Source organism: Phenylobacterium sp. (assembly GCF_036495085.1).
Classification (GTDB): Bacteria; Pseudomonadota; Alphaproteobacteria; order Caulobacterales; family Caulobacteraceae; genus Phenylobacterium.
In genome coordinates, this window is sequence record NZ_DASXNL010000115.1 from 1 (window position 1) to 15,557 (window position 15,557).

The 15,557-nt window shown below is 65.1% G+C and carries 13 protein-coding genes and 1 rRNA gene; 8 read left to right on the top strand and 6 right to left on the bottom strand.

The features are described 5' to 3' along the window. On the top strand, positions 1-169 hold a 169-nt coding region (locus VGI62_RS22450; RefSeq protein WP_414695690.1), incomplete at its 5' end, for a DUF5961 family protein. 3 nt (positions 170-172) lie between these two features. On the opposite strand, the gene VGI62_RS13605 is transcribed toward VGI62_RS22450, so the two are convergent. Then, the gene (locus VGI62_RS13605) at positions 173-3,019 is read right to left on the bottom strand and encodes a M1 family metallopeptidase (protein ID WP_331505037.1); all 2,847 of its coding nucleotides are present in this window, start codon (positions 3,017-3,019) and stop codon (positions 173-175) included. A 30-nt stretch (positions 3,020-3,049) separates the two neighbouring features. On the opposite strand from VGI62_RS13605, the gene VGI62_RS13610 reads away from it, so the two are divergent. Beyond that, complete coding sequence (locus VGI62_RS13610) at positions 3,050-3,289, top strand: DUF2188 domain-containing protein (protein WP_331505038.1); 240 nt, start codon at positions 3,050-3,052, stop codon at positions 3,287-3,289. Here the strand turns inward: VGI62_RS13610 and VGI62_RS13615 are convergent. From VGI62_RS13615 to VGI62_RS13625, 3 genes are all read right to left on the bottom strand, one after another. Beyond that, positions 3,286-4,764, bottom strand: a complete 1,479-nt coding sequence (locus VGI62_RS13615) for an MFS transporter (protein ID WP_331505039.1) — start codon at positions 4,762-4,764, stop codon at positions 3,286-3,288. The genes VGI62_RS13610 and VGI62_RS13615 overlap by 4 nt on opposite strands. After that, positions 4,761-5,210, bottom strand: coding sequence for a MarR family winged helix-turn-helix transcriptional regulator (locus tag VGI62_RS13620; RefSeq protein ID WP_331505040.1), 450 nt, complete (start codon positions 5,208-5,210; stop codon positions 4,761-4,763). The genes VGI62_RS13615 and VGI62_RS13620 overlap by 4 nt, the downstream gene beginning before the upstream one ends. A gap of 146 nt (positions 5,211-5,356) precedes the next feature. Continuing rightward, a complete protein-coding gene (locus VGI62_RS13625) occupies positions 5,357-6,127 on the bottom strand; it encodes a PhoH family protein (protein WP_331505041.1) in 771 nt (256 codons plus the stop codon). Positions 6,128-6,456: 329 nt separating this feature from the next. Between VGI62_RS13625 and VGI62_RS13630 the strand changes: the two genes are divergently transcribed. The 3 genes from VGI62_RS13630 (at position 6,457) to VGI62_RS13640 (ending at position 9,801) form a co-directional block, all read left to right on the top strand. Further along, on the top strand, positions 6,457-6,984 hold the full coding sequence (locus VGI62_RS13630) for a gamma carbonic anhydrase family protein (RefSeq protein ID WP_331505042.1): 528 nt from the start codon (positions 6,457-6,459) through the stop codon (positions 6,982-6,984). Positions 6,985-7,235: 251 nt separating this feature from the next. After that, on the top strand, positions 7,236-8,018 hold the full coding sequence (locus tag VGI62_RS13635) for an enoyl-CoA hydratase-related protein (protein WP_331505043.1): 783 nt from the start codon (positions 7,236-7,238) through the stop codon (positions 8,016-8,018). A 124-nt stretch (positions 8,019-8,142) separates the two neighbouring features. Then, entirely contained in the window at positions 8,143-9,801 is a 1,659-nt protein-coding gene (locus VGI62_RS13640) for a choline dehydrogenase (protein ID WP_331505044.1), read from the top strand. Positions 9,802-9,835: 34 nt separating this feature from the next. Here VGI62_RS13640 and VGI62_RS13645 read toward each other — a convergent pair whose 3' ends face one another. After that, complete coding sequence (locus tag VGI62_RS13645; protein ID WP_331505045.1) at positions 9,836-12,712, bottom strand: insulinase family protein; 2,877 nt, start codon at positions 12,710-12,712, stop codon at positions 9,836-9,838. A 121-nt stretch (positions 12,713-12,833) separates the two neighbouring features. Between VGI62_RS13645 and VGI62_RS13650 the strand changes: the two genes are divergently transcribed. Both VGI62_RS13650 and VGI62_RS13655 read left to right on the top strand, forming a co-directional pair. Continuing rightward, complete coding sequence (locus tag VGI62_RS13650; RefSeq protein ID WP_331505046.1) at positions 12,834-13,550, top strand: rhomboid family intramembrane serine protease; 717 nt, start codon at positions 12,834-12,836, stop codon at positions 13,548-13,550. Positions 13,551-13,639: 89 nt separating this feature from the next. Beyond that, positions 13,640-14,068 (top strand): CBS domain-containing protein, encoded by a 429-nt coding sequence (locus tag VGI62_RS13655; RefSeq protein ID WP_331505047.1) that lies wholly within the window; start codon positions 13,640-13,642, stop codon positions 14,066-14,068. On the opposite strand, the gene VGI62_RS13660 is transcribed toward VGI62_RS13655, so the two are convergent. Beyond that, positions 14,050-14,496 (bottom strand): Rrf2 family transcriptional regulator, encoded by a 447-nt coding sequence (locus VGI62_RS13660; protein ID WP_331505048.1) that lies wholly within the window; start codon positions 14,494-14,496, stop codon positions 14,050-14,052. The two genes, VGI62_RS13655 and VGI62_RS13660, sit on opposite strands and share 19 nt — an antisense overlap. A gap of 647 nt (positions 14,497-15,143) precedes the next feature. On the opposite strand from VGI62_RS13660, the gene VGI62_RS13665 reads away from it, so the two are divergent. Further along, positions 15,144-15,557, top strand: a 16S ribosomal RNA gene (locus VGI62_RS13665); the annotation flags it as partial.

Below are 15,557 nucleotides of genomic sequence, written 5' to 3' on the forward strand. Positions count from 1 at the left end.
CCGCCTCGTCGAAGGCGTCAGCTTCGCGGATGCCGCGCTCGCCGACCTCGAAGACCGCCACGTCGAGGCGACGGACGAGGTCTCCGTACTCGTCGAGGATTGCGCCACGGGCGAGCGACAGTGCTTCCGAGTCGATCTGGACACGGGCGAGACTGCCCCCTGCGACTAGGTGTCAGCCCGCCTGGGTGGCCAGCCAGCGGTCGACCTCGGGCAATCGCTTGGCGGTCACATCGAGCCGGTAGCTGATCGCGGCCAGCGCCCTGGCGACTTCGCCGCGGGTCGAGGAGGGGACCGTTGCGGCGAAGGTCGTGAGCTTGGCCGCCATCGCCGGATCGCGCGAGCCGCTGCCGAGGTCGGTGAAGAAGCGCGTGCGGCTCGTCGGTTCGAGCATGGCTTCGACCTGAGCACGGTGCGACACGGCGAAGTCGAAGGCCCTGTCCGGAAAATATCCAGCGACACTGGCGATGATCTCAGGCGCGTCGGTGGCCGGCGGCTCCCGGGTGAGAGCCAGCGCCAGGGCCCGCTCGGCGAGCGCCGGATCGCGGCTCGCGCCGAGATAGCGGTAAAGCCGGGTCTTGTCGGTCGGGTCGGTCGCGCTTCGGGCCAGGGCGTGGAGCTGGTCCCACGTCGCAATGTCCGCGTGAGTGGCCACGATCCGCAGCACGATCTGACGCGTCGTGCCGGTCAGGGCGCCTGGGGCGGCGAGCGAGGCTGCGAAACGACGCTGCGCTTCGGCGATGACTGCGGGATCATCAAGCTGCCCCAGCGTTGTGAGCAGGGTCGAGCGCAGGAGCGTGTCGTTATCCGCTTCGCCCGCCTTGGGATCCCAGCCGAGCCGGGAGAAAGCCGGAGCCAGCCTGGCGCGTGCGAAAGCCCGATAGGCCGCCTGTCCCGGCTGATCGCGGTAGAGGTCGTCGACCGCCGCCAGCTGCTGAGCCGTCGCCTTGAGGACGATCGAATCCTGCGCATCCTCGGCGCTCCTGGCGATCGCCAGGAACTCGCTCATCGGCGCGTAGCCGGCCTGACCTAGCGCCAGACTGTCGTAGATCAGGCCGAGCTGGTCTTCCGGATGCAAGCGCGGGAAGGCCGCAGCAACGCGGGCGGCGAGCTCGGTTGAGTAGCGGCTGCGGAAATACCCGGCCTGCCCGGCGTTCAGCAAGGGAGTCGCCCCCGCCGGTGCGGCTCGCGACACCGGAGCCTTGTCGCTTACGACGGCGCGCCACGGATCCTTAAGGCCCGTGACCGTCACGGGGGTCTGCCAGGTTCGCGGCGCCTTCGAAATTTCGTCGACGCCATAGCGGCTCTGGGTGAGCTGGAAGCCGGCGCGCGTCTCGGCGATCGAAATCAGCGGCACGCCGGGCTGCAGGGTGAAGTCGTGTGCGATGCCGGTGATCTTCCGGGGCGAGACCCTGTCGATCTCGTTCCACAGGTCATCGGTGACGGTGTTCCCATAGGCGTGGTGAGCGATGTAGTTGCGCACACCCGTCCTGAAGACGTCCTCCCCGACATAGGTCTCCAGCATATGGATGACGGAGTGGCCCTTCTCGTAGGTAATGCCGTCGAAGGCGTTGGCCGCGGCGAATACGTCCCGGATCGGAGCGATCACGGAATGTGCGCCGCTTCGCGCGTCAGTGCGCATGGCGGCCTGCTCGCCGACCTTGGTCTGCAGCCAGATCTTCCACTCGGGATGAAAGTGATCGGTGGCCTTGTTCTCCATCCAGGAGGCGAAGCCTTCGTTGAGCCACAGGTCGTCCCACCAGGCCATGGTCACGAGATCGCCGAACCACTGGTGCGCCATCTCATGGGCGACGTCGACGTAGATGCTCTGCTTGTCCGCCTCGGTGGTCAGCTGCGGATCCACCAGGAGCGCGTAGTCGAAATAATAGATCGCGCCCCAGTTCTCCATGGCGGCGAAGAATTGGCTGCGGCCGGGGCCGGCGATGAAATCCAGCTTCGGCAGCGGGTAGGGCGTGCCGAAGTAGTCATTATAGTACGGCAGCAGCTCGGCGGCGGCGTCGAGGGCGAACTGCGCCTTGGCCGTGTCGCCCCGGCGGACCACGACGCCCACGTCAGTGGCGCCGACCTGACGGTGCACCCTCTCGAAATCGCCTAGCGCCAGGAAGAGCAGGTACGAGCTCATCTTGGGCGTGTCGGCAAAGCGGGTCGTTTGCCAGTCTCCCGTTCGCTCCTGCGTAATCGTCTGCTGGGCCACGGGCATGTTGGAAACCGCCATTTGACCGGCGGGCGCCTCGACGGTCAGCGAAAAGATGGCCTTCACGCCGGGCTCGTCCCAGCTGGGGATCAGACGCCGGGCGTCGGAGTTCTCGAACTGGGTGAAGAGCGCACGCTTTTTGCCGCCGCCGGCCTCGGTATAGTCGAGAGCGAAGAGGCCTGAGGCCTGCTGGTAGATCGACCCGGTGTAGGCGAGCGCCAGCATGTAGCGGCCTGGCGCGAGCGGCTGGTCGAAGACGAAGGCGACGGTCTGCTGGTCCTTGTCCAGGGTGATACTGGGCGTCCAGGCGCGGACGGCGTGCGAGGCTTCCATACCCGGCCCGGCGGGCGTTCGCGGCAGTTCTGTCAGAAATGCCTTCTGGAAGGCGATATCGGCGGCGTTCAGGACGATGCGATCGGTCGGGCGCTTCACCACCAGGGCGATGCGTTCCCGGCCGGCGAAATTCAGCGCCTCGGCGTTCGGTTCGATCGTGATCTCGTAGCGTTCCGGCGCGACGTCGCTCGGCAGTGCGATGTGCGTCGAGCCGGCCGGAAGGGTCGCCTTTTCGGGTTGAGCTGGCGTGGCCCACGCGGGGCTGCCTGCCGCCAGCAGGACGGCGGCGACGGCGACGGCGAATTTCATGGAGAGCGGCTCGAAAAGCTTTGGGTTGCGGCAGGCAAGGTAGGGAATGCGAGCGCGTTCCGCCACGGCGCCGATTGCCTCGGCCAGGACGCCGCGCGCAGGGGACGGCGGGTTCAGCGGCTTTGCAGGTGGTTCGCGATTGTCGCGCCGCAATCGAACGCCCATCTTGGCTGTCAGCTTCGCGGGAGATCGTCCATGAGTCACATCACCTACAAGGTCGTCCGGCACGATAGCGGCTGGGCCTATACGGTGGATGGCTCCTATTCCGAGACCTTTCCCACCCATGACGCGGCCTTGAAGGCGGCGCGCCGCGCAGCTGGCGAGCAACGCATCTCCGGCGCCACATCCGGCATCGTCTACGAGGACGCCGGTGGACGGTGGCACGAGGAACTATCCGAGGGCGAGGACCGGCCGGATACCGACGTCGAAGGCTAGCGGCTGCGGTTGTTCATCTCGTCGCCGGCGTTGCGCGGCAGGCGCAGGAACCAGACGAGCGAGATCAGGGTGAGCAATCCGAAGACGGCGAAGGCTGGCGTAACGGTGTCCCCAGTCAGATGGGTTTCCCCCCGCCGGACCATCAAGAAGTGGAGCAGGGTGGCGGCGAGCCCGATGCTGACGGACTGCATGAACTGTTGGGCCATCGAGGCCGTGGTCGTGCCGCGGCTCATCTGGACCTGCTCAAGATCGGCGTAGGCCATGCCGTTGAGGCTGGTGAACTGCAAGGAGCGGAAGAAACCGCCGACCGCCAGCGCCACCATGATCAGCCAGTGCGGGGTGTCGATCTTGAAGAGGGCGTAGACCACGAAGGTCGCCGCACAGATCACGCCGTTGACAATCAACACCGTGCGGAAGCCGAAGCGGCGCAGAATCGGCGGGGCCGTCGTCTTCATCACCAGCGCGCCGACAGCGGAGATGAAGGTCATCAGGCCGGCTGCGAAGGCCGTCATTCCGAAACCAACTTGCAGCAGCATGGCGAGCAGGAAGGGCGTGACCCCCGGCATCAACCGGAAGAAGGCTCCGCCCAGCACCGAGGCCTGGAAAGTCGGTATCCGAAATATGGAAAGATCGATGATGGCGTGCGGATTGTTCCGCGCATGCGCCCAGTAGAGCCCCAGGCAGGCGAGGCCGCCGGCGAAGAGCCCCGCGACAGCGACTGGCGGCATGACGTTGCGGCCCAGGTTCTCGAACCCGAAGATCAATCCGGCGAGCCCAAAGCCGGTGAGCAAGATGCCCGGCCAGTCGATGGGCGAGACCGCCTGCTCCTTCACATTGGGTACAAAGGCCCGGACCAGAGCTACGCCGGCGATGGCGATCGGCAGATTGAGGAAGAATATCCAGCGCCAGCTGACGAAGGTGACGATCGCCCCGCCCAGCACCGGACCGACGACGGGCCCCAGCAAGGCTGGCATGGTCACCACCGACATGGCGCCGACGAGTTCATTCTTGGGCGTGGTGCGCAGGAGCACCAGGCGCCCGACAGGGCCCATCATCGCCCCCGCGCACCCCTGGGCCAGGCGGAAGGCGACCAGTTGCGGCAGGCTGTCGGCGAAGCCGCAGGCGGCGGACGCCGTGGCATAAAACACCATGGCGATCATCAGGATGCGCTTTGCGCCGAAACGGTCGGCCATCCAGCCCGAGATCGGCAGGAATACCGCCGAGGCCAGGAGATACATGGTGATCGCCAGGTTCAGCCTTAGCGGCTCGACGTGAAGGGCGCGCGCCATTGCCGGCAGCGCATTGTTGATCGACGTGGCGTTCAGCGTCTGCATGAGCAGCGCCGAGCCGATGATCGCAGGCACCACCCAGCCTCGTAGCGTGGCGTCGCGGCCCTCGTTCAGCACCGCCGCGGCGTCGGCCGCAGGTTCGTCCAGCACATCCTCGACGAGGATTTTTTCCGCCTGACTGCTCATGCGTCCAGGCTCACGAGCCTGAGGAGCGGCGCGGCCGCTTCGGTCAATCGCTCGCGTTCCGCCGGTGAGAGGCGCACCAGCCGGGCGGCCAGCCAGTCGTTGCGGTGGCGTTGGAGGGTCTCGATCTTGCGCAGGCCAGCGGCCGTAAGCGTCAGACCGGAGCGACGACCGTCGTTGGCGTGTTCGGCGCGCCGCAGCCAGCCGGCGGCCTCGAGGCGCTTGACATGACTGGACATGGTCGGGCGCGAGACCTGTTCGAAGTCGGCGAGTTCGCTAACCCCTGCGCCCGGGTTCTTCCTTACATAGCCGAGGATGATCGCGTCCTGAGCGGAAAGCCCCACCTTCTGGGCTTCCTGCCGCAGCTTGCGGGAGACTCGCAGGAGCGGTCCGCGCAAAGCCTCGGCCAGGACGCTGACGTCTTCGGTTTTGGGCGAGGTTGCGGGCATGGGGACAGTTATAGTTAGGTTGACTAACTATCTATAGCCCACGAGCGCGCCGGTGGACAACCCATCAAACGGCATAGGCTGCCCGAATGACCCAAGCCGGCTTCGCGACGCCGATGCGCGGCTTGGGTCCCTAGGAGAGTTTTCGACTACAGGACGCTGAGCATCTCCCCGACCAGGGGGTGGCGGACGATGTCGCGGTCGGCCAGGCGCACTATCGCGATGTTGCTGACGGCTTCCAGTTTGTCGGCGACCGGGCGCAGGCCCGAGAGCTCAGGGATCAGGTCGGATTGGTTTGGGTCGCCCGTGACCACCATGGTCGAGTGCCAACCCAGGCGCGTGAGTAACATCTTGAGCTGCACGTAGGTGCAGTTCTGGGCCTCGTCGATCACCACGAAGGCATTGTTGAGTGTCCGCCCGCGCATGAATCCCACGGGGGCGATCTCGATGGCTCCTTCCGCCATCAGCGCCCGGACCCGTTTCATCGAGAGCCTATCGGAGAGCGCGTCGTAGAGGGGGCGGAGGTATGGCGCGAGCTTATCCTCGGCGTCACCGGGGAGGTAGCCGATGCTTTCGCCGGCCTCGACGGCCGGCCTGGAAAGCACGATGCGGCCCACGCTGCCGCTCTCCAGGGCTTCGACCGCCTTGGCGATAGCCAGGTAGGTCTTTCCCGTCCCCGCCGGGCCCAACGCCATGACCAGGTTCTTGGCGTCGATGGCCTTGATCAGCTCTTCCTGACCCGGTGATTTGGCCTTGATAGTCTTCAGATAGCCCTGCTCGCGCTCGTCGTTGGAATTGTGGTGCGCGAGCGGCGACCACCCCCTGTCGACCGGCAGCCTGCGGATCTTGTCATCCCCTCCAAATTGGCCGGCGTCGAACGGGCCTTCGCGCAGTTGTCGCTTCAGGGCTCGCTTGGTCATCAAAAGCCTCCGTTAAACCCACATGATGGGGGCCAAGAAAAAAGGGCGCCTCCGGTGTGGAGCGCCCTTTGGGTGGTCGGGATGAATCGAAGCAGGGGACATGCGCGGCCCGGGGGCTCTCCCGGGAAGGCGGTCCGGATCCGGTGGATCCGGGAAGACAACACACTCAGCGCCATCAACTCCGCCCAGCGCGAGACACGGAACCGAACACTCGGCCCGCAGCGAGCTCCGGAAGGGGTATCACCCTCTCGAATCGCCCGACTAGAATGAGCCTAGCTTGGTTTCAAAAATGTTAAATGAACGATTGTCGCAAGAAACGGGGTGTGCGGATGAGTGTCTACAACTTAGGCAATGTGACGCCTGAATTACCAAATGATGACGAATACTGGATTGCGCCCACGGCAGCGGTTATGGGCCGAGTGATTCTCAAGAAGAATGCGTCGGTCTGGTGGGGTGCGACTCTACGTGGGGACAACGATCCGATTACTGTCGGAGAGAACTCCAATGTCCAGGACGGCAGCGTCCTGCACACCGACACCGGCTCGCCGCTGACCATCGGCGCCAACGTGACGGTGGGCCATATGGTCATGCTGCATGGCTGCACGATCGGCGACAATAGTCTGGTGGGGATCGGCTCGATCATCCTGAATGGGGCGAAGATCGGGAAGAACTGCCTGATCGGGGCCAACTGCCTGATCACCGAGGGCAAGGAGATCCCGGACAACTCCCTGGTGATGGGTGCGCCGGGGAAGGTTGTGCGTGAGGTCTCGCCCGAGCAGGCGATGATGCTGGCCGGCGGGGCCGTGCACTACGTTGAGAACTGGAAGCGCTACCGAAGGGAGTTGCGGCAAGTCTGAGTGGCGGACTCTGGCCGGGAGGCGCGATCGATCGGCCTGGGCGCAGATGATCGCAGCCTCCTGCCTGAAGCGGACGGCGCCTGCGGCGCGCACCTCGCCACCGGGGCCGCCCCGGTCTTGGTTCGCGGTCTTGCGCCGTCGCGGCCACCGACGTCGTCGGGCGCGCGGGGCGGTGTCAGATCGATTTCCACGGATGGCCTTGACGGACCCTGCGGCGCCTGTCGAGCGTGCCGCAAAACGGGAGGACGCCCATGGCCTATGAATTCATCAAGGTGGACCGCGACGGGCCGGTCACGACGGTGACCCTCAATCGACCGGAGGTGATGAATGCGCTGCACTCGCCGGCGCACTTCGAGCTCGACGCGGCGTTCAACGCCTTTGCGGCGGACCCCGAGCAGTGGGTGGCGATCGTCACCGGCGCCGGCGAGCGGGCTTTCTCGGCCGGCAACGACCTCAAACACCAGGCAAGCGGCGGCAAGATGGGCAGTCCTCCATCCGGGTTCGCTGGGCTGACGTCGAGGTTCGACCTGACCAAACCCTTGATCGCGGCAGTGAACGGCGTGGCGATGGGCGGCGGATTCGAAATCGCCCTGGCCTGCGACGTGATCGTGGCCTCTGAATCGGCGGTCTTCGCCCTGCCGGAGCCGCGGGTGGGGCTGGCGGCCCTGGCCGGCGGCCTGCACCGGCTGCCCCGGGCGATCGGGACTAAGCGGGCCATGGGAATGATCCTGACCGGGCGGCGGGTTTCCGCGTCCGAGGGGCTGGAATTGGGCTTCGTGAACGAGGTCACGCCACCGCACGAGCTCATGGGTGCGGCGCTGCGCTGGGCAGGCCAGATCTGCGAGCTTTCGCCGATGTCGGTCCGGGCGTCGAAGCAGGCAGTCTACCAGGGGCTGGACGAGCCGAGCCTGGAAGCCGCCATCAAAGGCCAGAACCGTTACCCGGCCGTGGCTGCGCTCTTTGGCAGCGAAGACTTCGTGGAGGGGCCGCTGGCGTTCGCGCAAAAGCGCCCACCGGCCTGGAAAGGGCGCTGAGAGCCCCCGTCGGCGTGACGGGCGTGGCCCGGAAGGGGCCATTGCCCAGGCGCCGCTTGCCACAAGATGACGCCTGCGTCAGGTTCGGCGCAAGCAGATAACCTTCAGGGACCCAGGCGCCACAATGGATCGCTACGACTACATCATCATCGGGGCGGGCTCGGCAGGTTGCGTGCTGGCCAACCGGCTGAGCGAAGACGCGGACAAGAAGGTCCTGTTGCTGGAAGCTGGCGGCAAGGACGGCGCGTTGATGATCAAGATGCCGGCCGGGGTCGGCGGACTGATCGGCAAGCAGGGGCCGCAGAACTGGGGCTTCTGGACCGAGCCGGAGTCGAACCTTAACGAGCGCAAGCTCTGGTGGCCGCGGGGCAAAGGCTGGGGTGGCTCGTCCTCGATCAACGGCATGATCTACATCCGTGGCCACGCGCGCGACTATGACCAGTGGCGCCAGATGGGCTTGCCCGGTTGGGCCTATGCAGATGTCCTGCCGTATTTCAAGAAATCCGAGAGCCTTGAGGGCGGGGCTGATCCCTGGCACGGCGGAGACGGGCCGCTGAAGGTCTCAAAGGCCTCCTCGCCCAACCCGATCTATTCGGCCGCCATCGAGGCCGGAGGCCAAGCCGGCCATCCCCTGACCAAGGACTTCAACGGCTTCCAGCAGGAAGGCTTCGGCCCCTATCAGTTGACCGTTCATGACGGCCAGCGTTGGAGCGCCGCGCGCGCCTATCTGCATCCGGTGCTGAACCGACCGAACCTCACTTGCCTGACAGGCATGCGGACCACGCGGATCATCGTCGAGGACGGCCGCGCGACCGGCGTCGAGATCTATGATGAGAAAACCAAGGCAAAGCGCAGCGTCCAGGCGCAAGCCGAGGTGCTGCTTTGCGCCGGCGCGGTCCAGTCGCCCCAGATCCTGCAACTCTCCGGCATCGGGGATCCCGACGAACTCGCCGCGAACGGGGTGAAGGTTGTGAAGGCGCTGAAGGGCGTCGGCGCGAACCTGCAGGACCATCTGGACGTCTGCATGTCCTGGATCTGCCCCCAGCCCATCACCGCTTATTCGATGCGCAAGGGACTGATAAAGACGCTCGGCGTGGGGCTGAACTACATGCTGTTTGGCAAGGGGCCGGGGCGCCAGCAGTTCCTGGAGTCCGGCGCGTTCCTACGCTCGCGGCCCGACCTGGATCGGCCCGACCTGCAGATCCATACGGTGCTGGCGATCATGCAGGACCACGGCAAGGTTTCCGTGCCGCACGACGGCTTCACCTTCCACGTCTGTCAGCTTCGGCCCGAGAGCCGCGGCAGGGTGACGCTTAAATCCCCTGATCCGCTGGCCGATCCGGCGATCTTCGCCAACTACCTCTCCGCCGAGGAGGACCGACGGGCGATCCGCGAAGGCGTGAAGATGATGCGCAAGGTTGCGAAACAGTCGGCGCTCGCCCCTTACATCTCCTCTGAGTACTCCCCGGGGGAAGCCGTTCAGACCGACTCCGAAATCGACGCCTGGATCAAGGCGAGCGCGGAGACGATCTATCACCCGGTCGGGACCTGCCGCATGGGCGCGGCCGGCGATCCGATGGCGGTGGTCGATGCTGAATGCCGGGTGCAGGGCCTCGCGGGCTTGAGGGTGATCGACGCCTCGGTCATGCCGACGCTAGTCGGCGGCAACACCAACGCGCCGACGATCATGATTGCCGAGAAGATCTCCGATGCGATTCGCGGGCGCGCGGCCCTGCCGGCCGAGGACGTCCCTGTCTACGACGCCGGGCTAAGGGCGGCGTAAGCTCCATCCCACCCTTGACGGGGAGGAACGGCGCTTACTTCCCCGGAGTCACCTCCAGCCTGAAGGCCTTGTCCTCCTTGAGCACCAGTTCGGCCGCGCGCTTGACGTCGGCGGAGGTGATTTTCTCAGTGCCGGGGATGATGTGGCGGATGAAGTCGAGCTTTCTCGGCTCCGCCTGGGCTCCCGACAACTCGGCCAACCAGTACTGGTTAGTGACCCGTGAGCGCTCCAGCCGGTCGATACGGGGCTTCTTGGCGCGCGCCAGTTCGTCGGCAGTGACATCTTTGGTGCGCAGGTCGGCCGCGATCTTGGCGACGTCCCGGAAGAAGCCCGGCAGCCTGGCGGGCGGCACCTCGACACTGGCGGCGAGATAGCCCCAACCAGTCCAGGTGAGGCTGTGGGTGTAGCTCACCGACGGCGAATAGGTGACACCCTGGGCCTCGCGAAGCTCGTCGATCAGGCGAAGGCCCATGACTTCGCCCAAGACATCGTTCTCCAGCGCCTGTTGCGGGTTGGACCACAGATCATTGGTCGGCCAGGCGACATAGCCAATCGCCTGGTCCGCGCGGCCCTTGTGGGTGATGTCCAAGGGCTCGCTGTTGGGCGCCGGGAAGGCCATCTGGCGTTGCATGGCGGAGGCCGGTGCGGGCTCACGGCGGTCGGGGAGAGAGCCCAGCGTGCGCGCCACCGCGTCGATGGCCTTCTCGACCGTGACGTCGCCGACGATCACCACCTCAATGGGATCGGAGGCCAGGTGCGGCCCCACCTGGGCCTGCAAGTCGTCGATCTTCGCCTTGGCGATGTCCTCGCGGCTCGGGAAGGTGAAGCGCCGATCACCGCCGTGCAGCAGGCCGGACAGGTCGCGACTCATCACCCCGGCGTCGGTGCCCTCCATCTGGTCGTGGACGGTCTTGCCGGCGTCCTGCTGGCGTCGGAAGGCTTCAGTGCGCCAGCCCGGATCGGCGACATAGGCGGTGAGAACCTGCATCTCGGTCGGCAGGTCTCCGGTGCGCGTCGAGCCGGAAAGCACGAAGGCATCCTCACCGACCGCGAAGCGGGCGCCATAGACCTTGGAGGCCAGCACGCGCTCGGTGTCCTCATTGTCTATCTGCTTGAGCCCCCCCTCGGTGAAGGCGTTGCCGAACCAGGCGAGGCTCTGGCGGTCCTTGGGCAGATCCTGCAGGCCGTCGCCGATGTTGACCCGGACCAACACCTCGTCATCGCGGAACTTGGTGGGCTTGACTGTCAGGCGCACGCCGTTCGCAAAGCGCACGAAGACGGTGTCGAGGTCGGTGATCTCCCTGGTCTCGGCCACCTTGCCCGGTTCGCCGAAGCTCGCGTATGGCCAGACGACTTCGTGCGGGGCGCCGGGCGCCGCCACCGCGACTTTTCGGGTGGAGGCATATTCGGCGAGAATCGCCTGATCGCCGCCGGGCACAGGCTTTGGCGAGGACATGAAGACCAGCGGGCCTTCGCCGGCGAAGGCCGTTTTCAAGGCGGCGGAGACCGTCTCGGCCTTCAGGCCCTTCACCGCGGCCTCGAAGAAAGCCAAATCATCGGCGGGGCTGGTGACCACTTCCTTGTCGCCGATCGAACTGATGATCTCGTCAGCGATCTGGGCAGGTCGGCGCGTCGCCGCGCCAGCGGCCGCCGCCTGGGTGGTGGCCCGCACCTCGGCGATCTCGCGATCGAGTTCGTCCTGACGCACACCGAACTGTACGGCGCGGCGCTGCTCCTGGTCGGCCGCAGCAAGTGCTTCTCGCCAGCGGTCCGGCTCGGCCATCAGGTTGATCATGGTGACGTCCGCGGAATGCCCCTCGTCGCTTCTGAAGGCGCCTGCGACGATGAACGGGGGGTGCTCTGAGCGGCCCAACGCTGAGAACCGGCGGTCGAGGACGGCAAAGCCCAGCTCCTGTATAAGGTCAGCGCGGCGCTTTGCGACACTATCAGGCCGTTCGTCCGGGGGGCGAACCCAGGTAATCTGCAGGCTAAGCGGGGCGCCTGGCTCGACCACCAACTTGGCTTCGGTCTTCCGCGGCTTGATCTTGCCGAGGTCCGGTTCCGGACCTACCGGGCCATCGGCCTTCCAGTCGCCGAATCGGGCGCGGATCTTGGCCTCCATGGCGGCGGGATCGAAATCGCCCACCGCGACGATCGTCGCGCGCTCGGGGCGATAGAAGTGGCGGTAGAAGTCAGCGATCTCACTTGCGGGAGCCGCCTTCAGAACGTCCACCTTACCGATCGGCTCGCGGGTTGGGAGCCGCTGGCCGGCTAGCAGATATTCGAGCCGGGCCTTGTAGACCCGGTAGCCCGGGCCGTCGCTGGCGCGCTCCTCCGACAGCACCACGCCGCGTTCGCTGTCGACGGCGGACTGTGCGATCGTGAGCTCCGACGCCGCCTCGCGCAGCAGCTTCAGCGAAGTGTCGACCGTCTCATCATCGGTTTTTGGCAGATCGAGCTTGTAGATCGTCTGATCAAAGCCCGTTGAAGCGTTGGTGTCGGCGCCGAAGGCCAAGCCAAGACGCTCAAGGATTTTGATCATCTCACCCTTGGGCACAGCTTTGGATCCGTTGAACGCCATGTGCTCCAGGAAATGCGCCAGGCCCTGCTGGGAGTCCGTTTCCATGAGCGAGCCGGCGTCGAAGCGCAGCCGCAGAGCCGCCTGGCCCGCCGGAATCGCCTGGCGATGAATGGCGAAGCGCATTCCGTTGGGAAGTGCGCCAAAACGGGTGTCGGGATCGGCGCGCACGTCGGAGTGTGCCTGCGGCCATTCTCCGGGCGCAAGTCTTGTAAGCTTCGCGTCGCTCGTGAATTTCGGCAGGTGCGGCAGATCGACCGCAAAGGCGAAACTGGAAGTCGTAAGAGACAGAACGGCAGCCAGCGTAAGGCTCGCGCCCGGGGAACGGATCATAGAAGTAAAGGTCCTGATGGGGTCTGACACTTGATCCCCACCATCGCCAAGCTACATGGCGGCGGCAAGGCAAGAAGGCGGCGCTGTCGCGCAACCGTGGCAAAGCGCTTAAATGAGGTCGATGACCGAATCGCGTTTCGACGAGACTCCGCCGCAGCCACAGCCGCAGCCGTCGTCGCAGCAGCCTGCGCCGCAACCCGATCGCCGGCAGGTTCGCGAACCCGTGTTCAATGCGCCGTGGCAGGCGGTGGCGGTCACCGTGCTGATTGTCGGTGGCTATGCGCTTCAGACGCAGTTCCCCGTGGTCGCCATCGAAAACGCCTACGCCTTCGCGCCGGCTAACCTGGTCCCCGGGCGGTGGGAGACGGCGATCACGGCGATTTTCCTGCACGGAAGCTGGGCGCACGCGATGATGAATGGCGCCTTTGCACTCGCCTTTTCGACACCGGTCGCAAGGCTGTTCGGCGCCAAGCTCGAGGGCGGCCTGCTGTTCTTCGGCTTCTACCTCCTGAGCGGGGTGCTGGCTAACCTGGGTTTTGCGGGGGTGCATCCGGGCAGCACAGTGCTGATCGTCGGGGCGTCAGGCGCGGTATCCGGCCTGATGGGGGCGACGGCCAGGCTAATGGGCGGGGGAGGGCGGCCTGGACCGATATTTTCCAGACCGGTGCTCAGCCTCGGCGGCGCTTGGCTGGCTATCAATGTGCTGATCGCTCTGCTCGGCGGCTCGTTCCTTCCAGGTTCGGGGAGCGCCGGCGTCGCGTGGGAAGCGCATCTCGTGGGATTCATCGCCGGCGTGTTGCTGATCGGCCCATTCGCGCGCCTCGCGCCTGGTGACTGAGGGGGCCGTCTCACGCGCGCGTGCGTTGAAGCGTGTGCGGTTCTGCGCGACGCTGCAGACTTGGACAAATAGAGAGCGCGAGGACACTGATGCTTGTCTCGCAGATCCTGAAGACCAAGGGCGATACGGTCTTCACGGTTGCTCCGACCGAAACGATCTCAGCCGTGGCGGCGCTGCTGCATTCCAGACGGGTCGGCGCGCTGGTGGTGCTCGACGCCGAACGGGTCGTCGGCATTGTTTCTGAGCGCGACGTCGTGCGCGCGATGGCCGAGGTCGGCGCGGCCGCGCTCGGACAGGCGGTGTCCGGGGTCATGACCCGCGACGTGCTGTTCGCCCAGCCGGGGGAAACCGTCGACTCGCTCCTGTCGCGGATGACCGACCGACGGATTCGCCACCTACCGGTTTGTCAGAAGGAGCGGCTGGTCGGCATCGTCTCGATCGGCGACCTGGTGAAATCAAAGATATCCGAGGTCGAGGCCGAGGCTGATGGCCTTAAGGCCTATATAGCGGCGAGCTGAGCCTCAGATTCCCTGGTCGAGCGGACCGCGTCGGCCAAGGTATAGGCCTCCAGCACGTCTGCGGTTGCGTCACGGGCGCGAAGCAGGGCCTCGCGCAGAGTGCATTGATCCCGGTCGGGACAGTCGTCGCACTTGCGATAGTTGAGGCGCGGACTGACGCAGGGCGCGAGCGCCAGGGGACCGTCGACGACGCGGATGACCTCCGCAAAGCTGATCTCTGAGACGGCCCGGGCCAGGATATAGCCGCCGAACTTGCCGCGCCGGCTGCTGACCAGGCGATTCCGCGACAGTTCCAGCAGGATGGCTTCCAGGAATTTGCGGGGCGCATCGGCCCGAAGCGCAAGCTCGCCCGCCGTGAGCTGGGCGCCTTCTGCGCGGGCCAGTTCGACGAGTGCCCTTAGCGCGTACCTAGCCTTCTGCGAGAGCATTGCGCCTCCTGCCCACCTTTCTAAGCTGAGCGGAGGCGTGCGCAAGGCGCTGCGCAGAGGCGGATATTTTCAATCCGTCGACAGACGGCGATTGACAGCCCCCAGGTCCCCCCCTAGATAGCGCCTCCCGCTCGGGCGGGGCCAGTTCCAGGCGGTTCGGAAGGGGTGAACAAGCCCCTTGCTTTTCTCCTGGGAATGGATATTTTCCCGAGCCTCAATCGAATCGCTACCGACTGATGAGGGTTGCCCCTCGGCGGCCCCGGTGTGGTTTTTTGCGCCATTATCCGGGTCTTTCGGGGTGTCGCAAAAAAGTCTGAAAAGACCGGTTGACACGAAAGAGGCCGGCCAATAGATAGCCGCCTCCGCCGACCACCGGCGCTAAACAGTGGGGTCGGCGGAAGCCGGTCGGGTCTTTGACATCGTTGAATTGGAAAGAGAAACGCAGGCGGCGGTGTCCTGGCGGTTACCTTAACCAGGTAACCTCGACACTGACGAACTTGCGGTCTCTTGAAGACAATACCATGAATATCAATTTCCTCGAACTTCGGTTCTTGGACATCGATGTGAATGGGAACTCGTCAAGAAATACGCAGACTATATGCCAGCCAATTCTTCGGAATTGGATAGCTATAAGTCAGTGCTCAACTCAACCTGAGAGTTTGATCCTGGCTCAGAGCGAACGCTGGCGGCAGGCCTAATACATGCAAGTCGAGCGCACCTTCGGGTGAGCGGCGGACGGGTGAGTAACGCGTGGGAATGTGCCCTTTGGTACGGAACAACTGAGGGAAACTTCAGCTAATACCGTATGTGCCCTTCGGGGGAAAGATTTATCGCCATTGGAGCAGCCCGCGTTGGATTAGGTAGTTGGTGAGGTAAAGGCTCACCAAGCCTACGATCCATAGCTGGTCTGAGAGGATGATCAGCCACACTGGGACTGAGACACGGCCCAGACTCCTACGGGAGGCAGCAGTAGGGAATCTTGCGCAATGGGCGAAAGCCTGACGCAGCCATGCCGCGTGAATGATGAAGGTCTTAGGATTGTAAAATTCTTTCAGCGGGGA